Consider the following 16,497-nt stretch of genomic DNA (forward strand, 5'->3'; position numbering starts at 1 on the left):
TAGGTCGCAAAAAAGCGGGTTAAATTAACCCGCTTTTTTTGTTAGTTCTTCTTCAAGGTCTACTTCTACACGCAGATTCTCGACGATATGTTTTTGTCGGTCCGGTGTGTTTTTGCCCATGTAGTATTCTAATAATTGTTGAATCTTATTGTCTTTTGATAAAATAACAGGGTCAAGACGGATGTCTTTTCCGATGAACAATCCAAACTCGGAAGGTGATATTTCACCTAAACCTTTAAACCGGGTGATCTCAGGTTTGGCTCCTAGTTTCGCAATTGCTTTTTGACGTTCTTCATCGGAGTAACAATAGATCGTTTCCTTTTTGTTCCGAACCCGGAATAATGGTGTTTGGAGGATAGATACATGACCTGCTTTGACCAAATCTGGAAAAAACTGTAAGAAAAATGTCAATAGCAAGAGACGAATGTGCATTCCATCGACGTCGGCATCAGTAGCGATAACAATATTGTTGTACCGTAGTCCATCTAGTCCATCTTCGATATTGAGCGCATGTTGCAAGAGATTGAACTCTTCATTTTCATAAACAATTTTTTTGGACATGCCATAGGAGTTCAATGGTTTCCCTTTTAAACTGAAAACCGCTTGTGTCTGTACATCACGTGATTTGGTAATTGAACCTGATGCGGAATCTCCCTCTGTTATAAAAAGTGTAGTCTCTTGGTTGCGTTCGTTTTTATCGCTGAAGTGGACTTTACAGTCGCGCAATTTGCGGTTGTGTAAAGATGCTTTTTTAGCTCTTTCATTGGCCAGTTTTTTGATCCCTGCAATATCTTTGCGCTCCCTTTCAGATTGAAGAATACGTTTTTGTAGTGCATCCGCCGTACCTGGATTTTTATGAAGATAGTCATCCAATGCTTTTTTGACAAAGTCATTGATGAAGCCTCTTACAGTAGGGCCTTCCGGACCGACACTCTGCGAGCCTAATTTTGTTTTTGTTTGGGATTCGAAAACCGGTTCCTGTACTTTGATGGCAATGGCGCCAATAATCGAGGATCGAATATCTGATGCGTCAAATTCTTTTTTGTAGAATTCGCGTATTGTTCTGACAATTGCTTCACGGAAGGCTGCTTGGTGTGTTCCGCCCTGTGTCGTATGCTGACCGTTTACAAAAGAATAGTATTCTTCTCCATACTGTTGACCGTGGGTCATTGCGATCTCAATATCATCACCACGTAAGTGAATGATTGGATAGCGCATGGATTCGGAATCTATATTCCTTTCTAATAAGTCTTTTAATCCATTTTCAGAAATAAACTTCTGTCCATTAAAATTAATGGTAAGGCCTGAGTTTAGAAAAACATAGTTCCAGATCATATTCTCTACAAATTCCGAACGGTATTTGTAATTTCTGAAAATAGAATCATCTGGATAGAATGTTACCGATGTACCATTGCGTTGTGTGGTATCTTTCTGCTCGTCATTCACCAATTCTCCTTTGGAAAACTGCGCAATACGTGTTATATTTTGGCGGTATGACTGTACCGTAAACTGGCTGGATAAAGCATTGACTGCTTTTGTACCCACGCCATTTAATCCAACAGATTTTTGAAAGGCCTTGCTGTCATATTTACCACCGGTATTGATTTTGGAAACTACATCTACGACAGATCCAATTGGAATTCCCCGGCCATAATCGCGTACTGAAACTTTGTTTTCGTTTACGGTGATATCAATGGTTTTACCGGCGCCCATCACAAACTCATCAATCGAGTTGTCGACAACTTCTTTCAATAAAACATAGATGCCATCATCGTAGGCCGAACCGTCCCCTAACTTTCCTATGTACATTCCCGGACGAAGGCGGATATGCTCTTTCCAATCCAGGGACCTAATACTGTCTTCGTTATATGTACTCATAAATTTATGTAGAACTTAGCTAACAAAAGTATAAAAAATAAACCACGATATGTAGTATAAAAGACTAAATTTTTTAGATATCTATAGTTTCCGATAAGAATGGTAAAATTGGCGGTTTCCAAGGAAATGTTTACATTTAGTGTAAGTAATTGTAAAGAGAAAAATTTATGGGGTTATTTGATAAAATCAGAAATGAATTTATAGATATTATCGAGTGGGTCGATAATAGTACTGATACGATTGTGTGGAAATTTCCGCGGTATCAGAATGAAATTAAGATGGGTGCTCAACTTACCGTACGGGAGGGGCAAGCAGCTGTATTTTTGAATGAGGGCGTTGTGGCTGACGTATTTCAACCCGGCAGATATGAATTGACAACGCAGAACATGCCGATTATGACAACCATCAGCGGATGGAAGTACGGTTTTAACAGTCCGTTTAAGGCTGATGTTTATTTTATCAACCTACGACAGTTTGTCAATCAACGTTGGGGAACAAAAAATCCGATCATGTTACGTGATCCCGAATTTGGGCCGATACGACTTCGGGCCTTTGGAAATTTTTCCTTTCAGGTAAAAGATATCACTGTTTTTATGAAACAGCTGGTTGCGACGACCCCGGTATTCACTGTAGACGATATTACGGAGCAATTGCGCAATATTGCCGTCTCCAGAGGCATGGATGCCATTGCGGAATCAAAAATTCCAGCGCTGGATCTAGCTTCCAACTACGATGAAGTTTCGGTATTGATCCAACAAAAAATAAGTGGAGACTTTGAAGAGATCGGATTGAGCCTGACCAAATTTTTGATCGAAAATATCTCATTTCCAGAGGAGGTCGAAAAAGCACTGGATAAACGAAGCAGTATGGGGGTGGTAGGAAATCTTGGTGCTTATGCACAGTTTCAAGCTGCAAATTCCATAGAAAAAGCGGCGGAAAATCCAAGCAGTGGTGGCATTGTTGGTGCCGGTTTTGGTGCTGGCTTGGGGGCAGGAATGGTTGGGCAGATGGGGAATGTGTTTCAGCAAAATAATTTTGATGGCAACCCTACGGCTGCGGCTGGGGCAGGTGCTGCGACAGGAGCCGTTGTTCCGCCACCGATACCGAAGGCCATTGCTTATTACTTGGCTATAAAGGGAAAGCAAGAAGGACCATTCGATCAGGAACAATTACGTGGACTGCTTGGAGAAGGTACACTCACGGCTTTAACTTTAGTTTGGAAAGAAGGACTTGATAACTGGACAGAAGCTGATAAAATTGTTGAATTGAAGGATTTGTTTTCGCAAACTCCGCCACCAATTCCTGGAGTTTAGAGACCTAAGTGCTATCACAAGTATGAGTTTTGAAGAGAAGACCTCCGAAATAGAGCGGGGGTTAAAATGCCAGGGTTGCGGTGCTGTTTTGACTTATCAACCCGGAACTTCCTACCTGGAATGTTCGTATTGTGGAACTAAAAATGAAATTGCGGACAACATGCCGGAAGGTGAGGAGATCGAAGCAACGGATTATAAAGTTTTTGGAAAAGCGATGGAAGGTGTTGCGGATGAACGATATAGCTATCTGGCGGAAGTTGTTCATTGTAGCAACTGTGGGGCTAATTCGAGGTTGAATCCCCATGTTACAGCAGATGTATGTGCTTTTTGTGCATCGCCGTTGGTTATTGATCATCAGCAAAAACGTATCGTTAAACCCCATGGGCTTGTACCTTTCTCGGTGGACTATAAGCAAGCCTTTGGTTTATTAACGCAATGGGCAGGGAAAGTTTGGTTTGCTCCCAATGATTTCAAGCGGATCTTCAATACGCGGAATGATCGGTTGAAAGGCGTATATATTCCATTTTGGTCATACGATTCGGATGTGCATTCTTCTTATGAAGGATCACGTGGGGAATATTATTATGTAACACGAACACGACGTAATTCTGATGGTGAAACGGAGGAATATGAGGAGCGCCGCACGAGCTGGTATCCTGCTTCGGGAACGATATACAGCCAATTTAGAGATATCGTTATCTCAGGATCGACTTCGCTGCCCGAAAAGTTTTCGGATAAAATTGGTCCCTGGAACTTAAGTTACCTGAAGCCATTTAACGAGCAGTATCTGAGTGGTTTTATTGCAGAAACATTTAGTGTCGACCATGTTGTGGCGGCCCGAACCGCCCGAACTATTATGGATCGCGAAATTGAACGGCAGGTCGAAAATGATATTGGTGGGGATACCCAGGATATTGATCTTATCGATAGTGATTTTAAGTCAATCAAATTGAAATATATACTCTTGCCCGTATGGCTTTCAGCTTATCAGTATAAGGGTAAGAGTTATCAGATCATGGTCAATGCGTTCAATGGTAAGGTGTATGGACAAAGGCCCTATAGCTTTTGGAAAATCGCTTTCTTGGTGCTGTTGATCCTTATTGTGTGTTATCTGTTGAGCTTTATGGGGTAATAATGCTTACAACAGCAAAAAAACGCCTTCATGATTTCGCTGGCATCAACAGCTATGAAAAGTAAACTGAAGGTTTTTTCTGATCGATTGCAACAAATATTTTCAATAAAAAAGAGCTGTGCCTTTTGAAGCACAGCTCTTTTTTATTGTTGTAAAATATAGTTATTTATTTAAAGAAAGCAAGAAGCCAATCGTAAAGTTTGCGTCCCAATCGAATACAAAGGTGTCGCAGTTGGTCGCATCTTTAAGCGCTTTGTAAATGTTGACACCGCTTTTGGTTTTTATTTTATCGGCTTTATAAGAAGTGGGATCATTCAATACCGTGAAACGCTCCTCTCCCTGACGTGTCTGAGATGCTAACTCAAAAGGAACGCCACCGATGATAAAGCAGACTTCTCTTTTTGAAGCCGGTATTTTCTCACCTAATTTTTTTACTTCTGCATAAACAGCGTCATCCTTTAGATCTTTTTCATAATATTTTGCACCGGGTGCTTCCTCAGATTTGGTATCACCATCAATCCAGGAGATCTTGGTGTTTCCCGAACCGATGTCCACAACAAAAGAATTTTCTTCATAAGCTTTAGGAAGAACGCATTTTAGTGCAAGTTTTCCCTCTTGTTCAGCTGTCACTAAATTCACAACGAAGCCCATCTTTCTGAGCTCCGAACTGATGACAGTTGTTTTAGGTTCTTTCTGTGCGCCGGAACTGATCACAAAGTGGATATTTTTGGATTTTACGCCTTTATCAAGCATCATACCAATATAATCCTTTAGACCTTTACGGATATCTTCTGTGGTGGCTAATCCTTCATAGGCGAAGGATTTTCCAAAATCTTTGGAGATAATCTCCCAACGGTTTTCTTTATCCATATTGACGACAAAGGAATTGAATCCCGAAGCACCTACTTCTACAACACCCTTATACTCGCCGTCAACGGGCTTTTCAGGCTGATAGTTGAAAGAGCGGGTGCTTTCCGATCCTGAGGCTGCAGGTCCGGTAGCATTGATATTGGTTGAGTCCGGTTTAACCGCAAGCGTAGTGTCAAACTTGCCAGACTGCATCGCCCAATAACCAATAGCAAGGATAGGTAATGCGATAATAATTGCTTTGATAGGCCATCTTAACCTAGCCCATGTCGATTTCTCTTCCATAATTTTGAATAATATGATATTGTTTTGATTAATTAATCGAGTAATGTAAAGCCTTTATCGACTTTCTCCTCCGGTTTGAGTTCGTAGCTTGCATCGGACATCTGAGTGACGTTGAGCACTTTTAAGTTACGCTCGTCGACCTTGCGGATAAATTCTTCCAGTTCGCCCTGCGAAGGAGCGCCGCCTACAGTGATGTTGTTGTTTTGATCCAAGAAGTCAAGGTTGGAACGAATGGATGCAATATTTTGGCTGATAGCACCTGTAGCCGCATTCATCGCTTCTTGAAAAGCCCAGCCATCTTTAATATTAAACACATCGGCAAGCCCATCTGTCGCGTTTTTCATTTTTTGCGTTGCTTCTAGTTTCTTCGAAATGATGGAGATGCTGCTATCCAATGTACTTACATAAATACGGGCCGCGCTTTCATTGTCTTTGAGGACTTCCAATACTTTCGCAAATTGATTGGCATATTGTACATAACTACGAGCATTTTGTTCTTCTGATTCCCCTTCCTTACCCAGCAGAAAAGCTTTGGTGCGTGTTTCCTTGGCATCTCTTGCGTATGCATTGGCCTTTTCCGCATTATTTCTGCTCGCTTCCTCCTTTGATTTTTCGTCCAGATTAGCAGCTTCTGCTGTAAACCTTTTTGCATAGGTGTACTTTTCTTCGGCAGTTTTTTGTGCCGTTTCACCACTTTGAATCATATCGATGCGCACACCGTCCACATTACTGATCTTTTCCTTCACACGTTTTAGGGTGTCTTTCGCATCACGGGATAATAGTTGTAAGGTCTCTATCGGATTGTTTCTGATAATGGATTTTTCGCCTTTGAAAAGTAATACAGTACCCAAGCGATGTAGTAGGGCAATAATCTTAGGTGCTAAAAGTAATAAGGTGATCAGAATAATGCTGAAGATCACAAATAAAATACTCTTTCCTGCGTACTCGAGCATAACGGGAAGGTATTTAAAAAAAGCAAATGCACCCCCCAGTATCAATGCCCAAAAGAAAATTGCGGACACCGTCTTTTTTGCTTCCGGAGATTTTAATTGAGCAGGCAAATGGTCTCCCAAAACTTGAAATATCGGGAGCTGCGTCTTTATTTCAGCAGGAATATTAATGTATTGGTCTTTTTTTTCCATTGATTTAGAGTTATGTAATTGATTGATTAATCATATGCAGTGCACTGTTGATTTCTGTAATAACCTCACCGACAGCTGCGTTGCCTATGGCTATTTTTTGTTCGATTTCTTTAATTTTTGGTTCGTACTTTTCATTAATTTGTCCCAGTGCGATTTGCTTTTTCTGTAGATCATCCTGCAATTTGTTGATGTTTTCCGTTATGGTTTTAATTTCACTGTTCAAATTGGCGATCTCCATGGTTCGGTCCTGTTCCGTCCTTCTCTTTTCGTTCTGTTTCTGTTCCGATTCTTTGGCAATGGTTTCTTTAAGCTTATTAGCATAATTTGTGCCAGTTGCCACAAGTTTTTCCTTCGATAATGAACTATCGACAAACTTCAGGGAGGTATATGCGGCTTTTAAGGTGTTTTCCTCTACTTTTCCCATTGCAGCAGCAGCATTCCAGACTTCAAAAAAATCAACCCCTTGTTCATTTAGTTTTTCGAGTATGGCGTATACTTTCAGTTTCATTTCTTTGAGATCGGTAGATCCATCGTTGGCTGTTATGGGGATGGGCGGTGGAGTTTTGCCAGTTGCCACAGGGGGCTGTGGCGATGTATATGTAGGTGTGCTTAATTTTTCTTTTGTCGGAGCAGGTTGAACCGGAGCAGGCGATGGGGGAGTGGAACTTGTCTGATCATCCTCGAAAATTAATTTTTTAAGACTGCTTAATATCCCCGAACTTTTTTTGTTTTCATCGTTGCTCATAATTTGACATTTTATTATTACGTATACTAAAATAGTAAAAAATAGGATTGTGACAGCTAAATTTATTGGATGAAATCATCATCAGGTTAATTAATGCTCAAAAAGGATGAATAGACCGTTAGAGGTAATTCCAGTACAGCTATCAAATTGGGAATCATGAGATCAATAAGTTGTGTGAAATAGGGCTCGAATATGCTGCGCAACGGGGGATAGATTGCCTAAAGAGTTAAAATAAAGCGGGGAAACAAAGATTCCCAATCCAGGATTGGGAATCTTTGTAAAAAGTAGCTGAGGGAGCTTCCTATCTTCCGAAATCGTCTTGAACGCGCACAATATCGTCTTCATCAGAAGGGTTATTCGCATCCGTATGTTGCCAGATTTCAGCCAAAATACCGAAGCCATCCAAGCCGATTAAACGGTGACGTTGTCCCTGACGTAATCTGATCGTTTCGCCTTCTTTCAAGGTAGAGACAACAGATTCTTCATCTGTATCCGAAACCATGACACCTACATTGCCTTGAATGACACGCCAGATTTCGGCACGACGGTGGTGATACTGCCAAGAAAGTCTCTTGTCTGGCGCAACGATCAGAATTTTTGGACTTAATTTTCCGGAAATTCGTAATTCCTGAACATCCAATCCTCCAAAATACTCATTGGCAAACTCTTGTGCCTGTGACTCGTCGATAACAAAAAAGCCACCCCAAGGGCGTGCTGCATCCGATTTCTCAATGTTGAACCCTTTGGATGTCAACATTTCCTGCACTTTCTCAAATAATGCGGTTTTATCTATAGCCATGTTATAAAATTTCTAAAAATTTATTGATCCTTAATTCAGCAGCTAAATATAGAAAAAAATCATTAATGTTTTTAGTTAACCGTTTTAGCTTTGATAAAATCATCAGTAAAACGCGTTTTTTTATAAAATATACAATCCAGGGGTAGGATATGTTTTCAAAATGAAATCCTTAGTTTTGTGATCAATCTAATTTCAGGATATGTCAAATTTTCAAGTCGATCGGGAAAACACAGCATTCATGCAGGCTGTTGCATTTGTTAACCAAACCAATCAGAATGTATTTATTACGGGAAAGGCGGGTACAGGTAAAACGACTTTCCTGAAGTATATCCGTGAGCACAGCTATAAAAAGATGGCGATTACTGCACCGACAGGAGTAGCAGCCATGAACGCAGGCGGTACAACTTTACACTCCCTGTTTTGGCTTCCTTTTGGAACTTTTGTGGAGGACTATGAGTTGCGTTGGGATGAGCAGGACAGTCATATCTATAATAAGTCCCGCTTGTTCAGCACAATAAAACTGACGAAACAACGACGGGCGATTTTGCAGGAACTGGAGCTATTGGTTATTGATGAGGTCTCGATGGTCAGGGCAGATACATTAGATGCAATCAATGTGATATTACAGTCGGTTCGTCGCGATATGCGGCCTTTCGGTGGTTTACAGGTATTGTTTATTGGAGATTTATATCAATTACCGCCCGTGGTCAAAGATGCGGAATGGAATATCCTCCGCGATCATTATTCTTCGGTGTTTTTCTTCAATGCAAAAATCTTACGGGATAGCCCTTTGGTCATGCTGGAACTCAATAAAATCTATCGTCAGCAGGACGAGGGCTTTATTTCGATTTTAAATGCGATACGGAATAATCAATGTACCAGTGAGATGCTGGCTACCTTAAATGGCTACTATCAGCAAGATTTCGTCCCAAAAGAGGAAGAACAATATATCACATTGACATCCCATAATCGAAATGCCGACGAGATCAATAGTGCAAAGTTGGCGTCATTGTCCGGGAAAATGCTCAACTTAAAAGCCGTCGTGAAAGATGACTTCGCTCAAGGGTCTTATCCTGCTGAGGAAACGCTATCATTAAAAATAGGTGCACAGGTGATGTTTATCCGAAATGATTCCGGTGAGGAGCGAAAGTATTACAATGGTAAAATTGGTACCGTAAAGGATATAGATACAGCACATGGTACTGTATCGGTTACTTTCCCAGATGGTTCCGAAGAGGTGACGGTAAAAAGGGAAACCTGGGAAAATATCCGTTACAACTATGATAAAGGACAGGATCAGATCAAAGAAGAAATTCTAGGGACATTTTCTCAATTTCCGCTGCGATTAGCTTGGGCAATCACCATTCATAAAAGTCAGGGATTGACCTTCCAGAAGGCAATTATAGATGCGGGTACTTCCTTTGCTGCGGGACAGGTTTACGTTGCCTTAAGCCGTCTGACAAGTCTGGATGGACTGGTGCTTAAATCTATTATTCCATCTTATGCCATTCGTACGGATTATCAGGTGGTTGAATTTGCGCAACGGGCACATTCCCAGTCTAATATCAATGAAATATTGGAACAGTGCCAACGAAATTATCTTGGGCAGATTCTAATGAATGGTTTTCGGTGGGATGGACTCTTGGTGGAGACTTCGGAACTGCTTAAATCAATGGAAGAACGCAATATCGATGGGAAGGAAAAGGCTATTCAGTTCTTTCAGGAGGTGGTTAAACAGCTCCAGACACAGGAGAAGGTAGCACATAAATTTATTGTTGTCCTTTATGATCTTCTTCGGGATAAAGATGCGATTGATTATGATCTGATCTGTGAACGTTCCACTGCAGCTGTAAATTGGTTTTTGCCCCGAATGGATAAGGACCTTATCGAGGCGTTGACAAAGCACATTGAAGAATACCAGATTCGTAAGCGGACAAAGAAATATATTGATGAGCTAAAGGCCATATTGCTGGATTACAAAAGGAAACGCGAACAGTTACAACATTGTCTAATTATTGCTGAAACGCTGTCTAAAAGAGAGGATTTCCAAACAGCCATGCTTGATGTAGCCGCTCAGGTTAAAACGAAAGAAAAGGAGGTGCTGGCAGCTCAAAGTGCTGATGAGGAAGGCGCGAAGAAATTGGATACAAAAGATATTTCATTGGAAATGTTTAAAGAAGGGATGAGTATCGCTGATATAGCAGGTAAGCGCGGGATGGTAGCCGGTACGATTTACGGACATTTGATTAATTTTGTAGGGACGGAGGTCGAAGCAACAGAATTAATTGATCAAGAGAGGCTCGATCGTATCCTGGATGTCATTCGTGCAAATCCAGAAAAATCATCTTCGGAGCTTAAGATGATTTTGGGTGCAGATATAGACTATCCGGATATTAAAATTGGACAAAAAGTTTTAGGATTGTAGTCAGTAAGGATTTATGATGTATATTTGTCAACCTTTTATTTAAGCTAATTGAAAGAGGAAAAAACCAATAAGAAAATTAACAAATGGATTGTTTTTACTTCCATGCCGATTCAGATGGGTGTGACAATATATTTATTTTACTGGGTCGGAAGTTGGTTAGACAATAAATATGCGATTGCGGGTGAATGGGGGATGAAGGGATTGACACTGTTAGGAGTGGTTGTATCTTTGTATCAGTTCATCAGGCAAGCAAATCAAATTAATAAAAATGAATAGTTATTTGAAAAGTGTCCTTGTGCTGCTGATCGTCTTTGTGGCAAGTTTTGCTGCACATTATTTAGTGATATCCGGTATGAATGTGGGGCAGTACTGGTCAAAGGCCACTTACAGCCTCGTTGGTATGTATGCATTTGGATGCTGTTCTTCGTTGCTGGTTGCGGTGCTGGTCTTTTTTGCAAACTGGTCCATGCCTGAGAAATTAGGTGTCATATTTTTGGGGCTGGTGCTCCTGAAGGCTGTTGCAGGGTATATTTATATTAAAGACGGGTTAAAGACCGTTGAAAACAACTTTATCGAATATAACTTTTTGGTTGTATTTTTCATCGCTTTGTTTGTCGATGTATATGTCGCTTTTAGCGCTTTAAATCAAGCAGATAAAAAGGTTTAAACTATTTTTGGAAAAAGTTTAAACAAATGGTGATTTATGCCAAATAAAATTGTATTTTTGCGCAAAATTTTTTATTATTCAATAGTAATCTGAAATGGTGAATCTTAAGAGAGCACTTTTATTATTTGCAGTAATTTTTCTTGCTGTCAATCCTTTTACCTTAAAAGCAGCTGAAGAAGCGCATGGGGATGCGCCTAAAACCCAAGCTGAGGAAATCAAAGCGTATAGTCAACATCACTTACAAGATGATCATTATTTTTCTTTGTTTTCCGATCAAAAAGCAGGAAAACATTATGGTTTTCCATTGCCAGTAATTCTTATTGATAATGGATTGGTTGTTTTTTCTTCTGGCGAGTTTCATCATGGCGAGTCTGTTGTGGAAAAAAACGATCAATACTACAAACTTTACCACGGTAAGATCTATAAAACAGATGCTACAGGTACCCTAAACTTTGATGAAGCACATCATCCTACGAATGCAAAACCGCTCGATTTCTCGATTACAAAGAATGTAGTAGGTCTATTATTGGCGGCGTTTTTATTATTCTGGGGTTTTATCTGTCTAGCTAAAACTTATAAGAAGGGTGTTAATAACCTCCCCAAAGGTGTTGGTCGTGTCTTGGAGCCCTTGGTTTTATATGTACGCGACGAAATGGCTGTTCCTAATATCGGTCATCGCTATAAAGAATTTATGCCTTACCTGTTATCTGTATTTTTCTTGATCTTTGTTTTGAACTTGTTGGGTATGACTCCGCTAGGTTTTAACGTAACGGGAAATATTACGGTAACTTTATGTTTGGCTTTATTCACTTTCTTTATTACCAACTTTAAAGCGAATAAAGATTATTGGAAACACATTTTCTGGATGCCGGGCGTTCCAGTTCCTTTTAAATTTATTTTAGCGCCAATTGAGGTGTTGGGTATGTTTACTAAACCTTTCTCCTTAATGTTGCGTTTGTTTGCGAATATCACTGCGGGGCACTCTGTTGTGATGGGTTTGATCGCAATCGTTTATTTATTTCAACAACAATTGACAGTCGGTGGTAGTATCGGGGTGTCTATGTTATTGACCTTAGTGTTGTTTTTCTTGGAGCTACTGGTTGCATTTTTGCAAGCCTTTATCTTTACAATGTTGTCATCCTTGTTTATTGGGATGGCAGTTGAGGAACACGCTCATCATTAATCGAATTTTTTTGTTAAATTTTATAAAATAATTATTATGTACAACTTAATTGGAGCAGGTTTAATCGTAATCGGTGCAGGTTTAGGTTTAGGTAAAATCGGTGGTTCAGCTATGGAAGCTATCGCTCGTCAACCAGAAGCAGCATCTAAAATTCAAACTGCGATGATCATCATTGGTGCCTTAGTTGAAGGTTTAGCATTCGGTGCTTTAATCTTAGGTAAATAATCCAAGCTGATTAAAAGTTTACTAAATACAATCTGCAACGGTTGGTTGCAGATTGTATTTAAACAAAAAAATACAAAACAAAAGAAAATTATAATTTACAATTGTATATAAATGGAAGCATTAATTAATCAGTTCTCGTACGGTTTGTTCTTTTGGCAACTAATCATCTTATTGGTTGTGATCTTTTTATTGGGCAAGTTTGCCTGGAAACCTATCGTCAATGCTTTGGATGAGCGTGAGCAAGGAATTGCGAATGCATTGGAAGCTGCTGAGAAAGCTAAATTAGAAATGGCTCGTTTGACAAATGAAAACGAACAATTGCTTAAAGAGGCTCGTGCGGAACGTGATGTTATCCTTAAAGAAGCAAAAGAGCTAAAAGAAAAAATCGTTGCTGAAGCAAGAACACAAGCGCAATATGAAGGCGCTAAAATGATTGCTCAAGCGAAAGAGGAGATCGACGAACAAAAGAATAAAGCTTTGGCTGAGGTAAAATCACAAGTTTCTTCTTTGTCTTTGGATATCGCCCGTAAAGTGTTAAACAAGGAATTTGAGGACCAAGGTAAGCAAGAAGCTTTAGTAGCAGATTTGCTTAAAGATGTTAAATTGAACTAATCCGGCCACTCAAATTACGAAATAGAATATGTCAGTATTTAAAGTAGCATCGAGATATGCAAAGTCATTAATTGACTTGGCTAGCGAGCAGGGCTCACTGGAAACCATCAAAACAGATATGGATTCGTTCATCGCTGTTTTAAAATCCAGTTCAGAATTGCAAGCTGTTTTGGCCAATCCTATTGTTCCTTTGGACAAGAAGAAAAACATATTGGATGCTTTATTTAAAGATAAGATCAACCCAAATATCTTGGCATTCTTTAAGATCATGATCAACAAAGGTCGTGGGATGATCGTATATGCTACTGCTCAGGAATTTATCCGCGAGTATAACGAGGTTAAAGGTATTGTGAAAGCTACAGTTACTTCTGCAGCACCACTTTCTGAAGCTAATTTGGCAGCGATGAAAGATGTACTTGCAAAAGAAACCAACGCTCAGGTGATATTGATCAATAAAGTCGATAACAAGCTGATCGGTGGCTTTGTCGTCAATATTGGTGACCGCCAGATTGATGCAAGTATTGCTGGTAAGTTGAATAAATTAGAAAGATATTTGAATCAGGGTAACTAAGTTATTCTGGTATTTAAAGTAAAATAAATCAAAAAACCCCTTATAATAATTAAAATGATAGAGGTAAGACCAGATGAAGTTTCGGCAATTCTAAGAGAGCAATTGTCGGGCTTTAAATCAGAAGCCGAACTAGAGGAAGTGGGTACCGTACTTGCTGTAGGTGACGGTATTGCTCGTATTTACGGCTTAACTAAAGTTCAGTCCGGTGAGTTGGTTGAATTTGATAACGGATTACAAGGTATTGTATTAAACTTAGAAGAAGACAACGTCGGTGTTGTACTTTTAGGCCCTTCTGACGAAATTAAAGAAGGAGATACGATTAAACGTACCAACCGTATTGCATCCATCAAAGTTGGAGAAGGTTTGTTGGGACGTGTAGTGAATACATTGGGTCAACCAATTGATGGTAAAGGACCTATCCAAGGTGAATTGTACGAAATGCCTATCGAACGTAAAGCTCCGGGTGTTATCTACCGCCAACCAGTAACAGAGCCATTACAAACAGGTATCAAGGCAATCGATGCGATGATTCCAGTAGGTCGTGGTCAACGTGAGTTGGTTATTGGTGACCGTCAAACAGGTAAAACTGCGGTGTGTATCGATACGATCTTGAACCAAAAGGAATTTTATGATGCAGGTCAACCTGTATTCTGTATCTACGTTGCCGTAGGTCAAAAGAATTCTACAGTAGCGAATATCGTTCGTACATTGGAGGAAAGAGGTGCAATGGCTTATACTGTTGTTGTAGCTGCTTCTGCTGCTGACCCTGCTCCACTTCAATTCTACGCGCCAATGGCAGGTGCTGCTATCGGTGAGTTCTTCCGTGATACAGGCCGTCCAGCATTGATCGTTTATGATGATTTATCTAAACAAGCTGTGGCTTACCGTGAGGTTTCTTTGTTGTTACGTCGTCCTCCGGGCCGTGAAGCATATCCAGGTGACGTATTCTACCTACACAGCCGTTTGTTGGAGCGTGCAGCGAAAATCAACTCTTCAGATGATATCGCCCGTAACATGAATGACCTTCCTGAATCTATCAAGCATTTGGTTAAAGGTGGTGGTTCATTGACAGCACTTCCGATCATCGAAACACAGGCAGGAGACGTTTCAGCATATATCCCTACCAACGTAATCTCTATTACAGATGGTCAGATTTTCTTGGAGTCTAACTTATTCAACGCGGGTATCCGTCCAGCGATCAACGTAGGTATTTCGGTATCTCGTGTGGGTGGTAATGCGCAGATCAAGCCGATGAAAAAAGTATCGGGTACATTAAAGTTAGATCAAGCGCAGTACCGTGAATTGGAAGCTTTTGCGAAATTTGGTTCTGATCTGGATGCTGCTACTAAAGCCGTTTTGGATAAAGGTGTTCGTAACGTTGAGATCTTGAAACAAGGTCAATATTCTCCAGTTTCTGTAGAAAAACAAGTTGCGATCATTTACATCGGAACAAAAGGCTTATTGCGTAATGTACCAGTAAACAAAGTAAGAGAATTTGAAGAAGAGTTCTTGACACAATTGGAACAACGCCATCCAGAAGTTTTAGCAGCGTTTAAAGCTGGTAAATTTTCAGATGAGTTGACTGCAGTATTAGAAACAGTAGCTAAGGATTTAGCATCAAAATATTAAATAGATGTGAGATGATAGATTTGAGATTTGAGATGTCTTTAAAAGATTTCTTGAATCTCACATCTCAGATCTCCTATCTCCAATCTCAGATATGGCAAATTTAAAAGAAGTAAGAAACCGGATTACCTCGGTATCATCAACACAGCAGATCACGAAAGCCATGAAAATGGTATCGGCTGCTAAATTGAAGCGCGCTACTAACGCTATCTTACAATTGCGCCCATATGCGAATAAACTAAGAGATATTTTGGCTGATGTTTCTGCAAGTGTGGAGGGAAGTAATTCTCCTTTTACGGTAGATCGTGAGCCAAATAAGGTGTTGATCGTGGTTGTTTCTTCTAATAGAGGTTTGGCTGGGGCATTCAATGCGAATGCGATCAAGATGACTAATAACTTGATCGCTAACAAATATGCCGAGCAGCATGCAAAAGGCAATTTGAGTATCATTGCTATTGGTAAAAAGGGTTACGATTTCTTCTCGAAGCGTAATTTCGATGTGATAGCTAACCATTCAGACTTGTTTTCTGATTTAAATTTTGGATCTGTTTCTGTAGTGACGGAATTTATCATGGAACAATTTAAGGAAGGTAATTTTGATCGTGTAGAAGTGGTTTATAACCAATTCAAAAATGCTGCGGTTCAAGAATTGACAGCAGAGCAGATTTTGCCTTTATTACCACCTGCAGAGGGAAACACACAACATACGCATAAAGCAAAAATAGAAGCTGAAGTGGATTATATCATCGAGCCTTCCAAAGAGAAGATTATCGAGGAATTAATTCCTAAAGCCATCAAGATTCAATTATACAAAGCTGTTTTGGATTCCAATGCTTCCGAGCATGGAGCACGTATGACAGCCATGGATAAAGCGACTGAAAATGCTGGTGATCTTTTAAAATCACTTAAGTTATCTTACAACCAGGCACGTCAAGCAGCAATTACAACAGAATTGACGGAGATTGTCTCTGGAGCAGCAGCTTTGTCAAACGGATAATTCGTTATTCAGGAAAGCATAAAAAAGGCG

16 protein-coding genes are annotated in these 16,497 nt (G+C 40.1%); 11 read left to right on the forward strand and 5 right to left on the reverse strand.

Translation table 11 applies throughout. The annotated features are described in order from the left end of the window. Window positions 1-24: 24 nt before the first annotated feature. Window positions 25-1,878, reverse strand: a complete 1,854-nt coding sequence (locus B4G94_RS18335; RefSeq protein ID WP_108636695.1) for a DNA topoisomerase IV subunit B — start codon at window positions 1,876-1,878, stop codon at window positions 25-27. Between the two features lie 167 nt (window positions 1,879-2,045). Between B4G94_RS18335 and B4G94_RS18340 the strand changes: the two genes are divergently transcribed. Further along, on the forward strand, window positions 2,046-3,191 hold the full coding sequence (locus B4G94_RS18340; protein ID WP_286860759.1) for an SPFH domain-containing protein: 1,146 nt from the start codon (window positions 2,046-2,048) through the stop codon (window positions 3,189-3,191). 22 nt (window positions 3,192-3,213) lie between these two features. Continuing rightward, window positions 3,214-4,323: a zinc finger domain-containing protein gene (locus B4G94_RS18345; protein ID WP_286860762.1), complete on the forward strand. Its 1,110-nt coding sequence runs from the start codon at window positions 3,214-3,216 to the stop codon at window positions 4,321-4,323. Between the two features lie 162 nt (window positions 4,324-4,485). On the opposite strand, the gene B4G94_RS18350 is transcribed toward B4G94_RS18345, so the two are convergent. From B4G94_RS18350 to B4G94_RS18365, 4 genes are all read right to left on the reverse strand, one after another. Continuing rightward, window positions 4,486-5,475, reverse strand: a complete 990-nt coding sequence (locus B4G94_RS18350) for a hypothetical protein (RefSeq protein ID WP_286860764.1) — start codon at window positions 5,473-5,475, stop codon at window positions 4,486-4,488. 32 nt (window positions 5,476-5,507) lie between these two features. After that, window positions 5,508-6,617: a hypothetical protein gene (locus B4G94_RS18355; RefSeq protein WP_108636699.1), complete on the reverse strand. Its 1,110-nt coding sequence runs from the start codon at window positions 6,615-6,617 to the stop codon at window positions 5,508-5,510. A 10-nt stretch (window positions 6,618-6,627) separates the two neighbouring features. Then, window positions 6,628-7,362 (reverse strand): hypothetical protein, encoded by a 735-nt coding sequence (locus B4G94_RS18360; protein ID WP_286860767.1) that lies wholly within the window; start codon window positions 7,360-7,362, stop codon window positions 6,628-6,630. A gap of 301 nt (window positions 7,363-7,663) precedes the next feature. Continuing rightward, window positions 7,664-8,161, reverse strand: coding sequence for a cupin domain-containing protein (locus tag B4G94_RS18365; protein WP_104385737.1), 498 nt, complete (start codon window positions 8,159-8,161; stop codon window positions 7,664-7,666). A 199-nt stretch (window positions 8,162-8,360) separates the two neighbouring features. On the opposite strand from B4G94_RS18365, the gene B4G94_RS18370 reads away from it, so the two are divergent. The 9 genes from B4G94_RS18370 to atpG all read left to right on the forward strand — a co-directional run bounded on the left by B4G94_RS18370 (window position 8,361) and on the right by atpG (window position 16,467). After that, window positions 8,361-10,586 carry a helix-turn-helix domain-containing protein gene (locus tag B4G94_RS18370; RefSeq protein WP_286860769.1) on the forward strand — a complete coding sequence of 742 codons (2,226 nt, stop codon included), beginning with the start codon at window positions 8,361-8,363 and terminating at the stop codon, window positions 10,584-10,586. Between the two features lie 48 nt (window positions 10,587-10,634). Continuing rightward, window positions 10,635-10,862, forward strand: coding sequence for an AtpZ/AtpI family protein (locus tag B4G94_RS18375; protein WP_233789610.1), 228 nt, complete (start codon window positions 10,635-10,637; stop codon window positions 10,860-10,862). Beyond that, complete coding sequence (locus tag B4G94_RS18380) at window positions 10,855-11,253, forward strand: hypothetical protein (protein ID WP_108636702.1); 399 nt, start codon at window positions 10,855-10,857, stop codon at window positions 11,251-11,253. The genes B4G94_RS18375 and B4G94_RS18380 overlap by 8 nt, the downstream gene beginning before the upstream one ends. Window positions 11,254-11,347: 94 nt before the next feature. Then, a complete protein-coding gene (gene atpB / locus B4G94_RS18385; RefSeq protein WP_286860775.1) occupies window positions 11,348-12,436 on the forward strand; it encodes a F0F1 ATP synthase subunit A in 1,089 nt (362 codons plus the stop codon). A 36-nt stretch (window positions 12,437-12,472) separates the two neighbouring features. Beyond that, on the forward strand, window positions 12,473-12,661 hold the full coding sequence (gene atpE / locus B4G94_RS18390; RefSeq protein WP_028070619.1) for an ATP synthase F0 subunit C: 189 nt from the start codon (window positions 12,473-12,475) through the stop codon (window positions 12,659-12,661). A gap of 111 nt (window positions 12,662-12,772) precedes the next feature. Further along, a complete protein-coding gene (locus B4G94_RS18395) occupies window positions 12,773-13,273 on the forward strand; it encodes a F0F1 ATP synthase subunit B (RefSeq protein ID WP_104385733.1) in 501 nt (166 codons plus the stop codon). Between the two features lie 28 nt (window positions 13,274-13,301). Further along, a complete protein-coding gene (gene atpH, locus B4G94_RS18400) occupies window positions 13,302-13,844 on the forward strand; it encodes an ATP synthase F1 subunit delta (RefSeq protein WP_108636705.1) in 543 nt (180 codons plus the stop codon). Between the two features lie 54 nt (window positions 13,845-13,898). Then, window positions 13,899-15,473, forward strand: a complete 1,575-nt coding sequence (atpA, locus tag B4G94_RS18405) for a F0F1 ATP synthase subunit alpha (RefSeq protein WP_286860787.1) — start codon at window positions 13,899-13,901, stop codon at window positions 15,471-15,473. 91 nt (window positions 15,474-15,564) lie between these two features. Continuing rightward, window positions 15,565-16,467 (forward strand): ATP synthase F1 subunit gamma, encoded by a 903-nt coding sequence (gene atpG / locus B4G94_RS18410; protein ID WP_108636707.1) that lies wholly within the window; start codon window positions 15,565-15,567, stop codon window positions 16,465-16,467. Window positions 16,468-16,497: the final 30 nt, after the last annotated feature.

Source organism: Sphingobacterium sp. UBA7625 (genome assembly GCF_002484085.1).
GTDB classification, from domain to species: Bacteria; Bacteroidota; Bacteroidia; order Sphingobacteriales; family Sphingobacteriaceae; genus Sphingobacterium; species Sphingobacterium athyrii.

Coding starts and splice junctions, on each gene's coding strand:
- B4G94_RS18335 (WP_108636695.1), bottom strand. CDS start 1,878: ATGAGTACATATAACGAAGACAGTATTAGGTCCCTGGATTGGAAAGAG.
- B4G94_RS18340 (WP_286860759.1), top strand. CDS start 2,046: ATGGGGTTATTTGATAAAATCAGAAATGAATTTATAGATATTATCGAG.
- B4G94_RS18345 (WP_286860762.1), top strand. CDS start 3,214: ATGAGTTTTGAAGAGAAGACCTCCGAAATAGAGCGGGGGTTAAAATGC.
- B4G94_RS18350 (WP_286860764.1), bottom strand. CDS start 5,475: ATGGAAGAGAAATCGACATGGGCTAGGTTAAGATGGCCTATCAAAGCA.
- B4G94_RS18355 (WP_108636699.1), bottom strand. CDS start 6,617: ATGGAAAAAAAAGACCAATACATTAATATTCCTGCTGAAATAAAGACG.
- B4G94_RS18360 (WP_286860767.1), bottom strand. CDS start 7,362: ATGAGCAACGATGAAAACAAAAAAAGTTCGGGGATATTAAGCAGTCTT.
- B4G94_RS18365 (WP_104385737.1), bottom strand. CDS start 8,161: ATGGCTATAGATAAAACCGCATTATTTGAGAAAGTGCAGGAAATGTTG.
- B4G94_RS18370 (WP_286860769.1), top strand. CDS start 8,361: ATGTCAAATTTTCAAGTCGATCGGGAAAACACAGCATTCATGCAGGCT.
- B4G94_RS18380 (WP_108636702.1), top strand. CDS start 10,855: ATGAATAGTTATTTGAAAAGTGTCCTTGTGCTGCTGATCGTCTTTGTG.
- atpB (WP_286860775.1), top strand. CDS start 11,348: ATGGTGAATCTTAAGAGAGCACTTTTATTATTTGCAGTAATTTTTCTT.
- atpE (WP_028070619.1), top strand. CDS start 12,473: ATGTACAACTTAATTGGAGCAGGTTTAATCGTAATCGGTGCAGGTTTA.
- B4G94_RS18395 (WP_104385733.1), top strand. CDS start 12,773: ATGGAAGCATTAATTAATCAGTTCTCGTACGGTTTGTTCTTTTGGCAA.
- atpH (WP_108636705.1), top strand. CDS start 13,302: ATGTCAGTATTTAAAGTAGCATCGAGATATGCAAAGTCATTAATTGAC.
- atpA (WP_286860787.1), top strand. CDS start 13,899: ATGATAGAGGTAAGACCAGATGAAGTTTCGGCAATTCTAAGAGAGCAA.
- atpG (WP_108636707.1), top strand. CDS start 15,565: ATGGCAAATTTAAAAGAAGTAAGAAACCGGATTACCTCGGTATCATCA.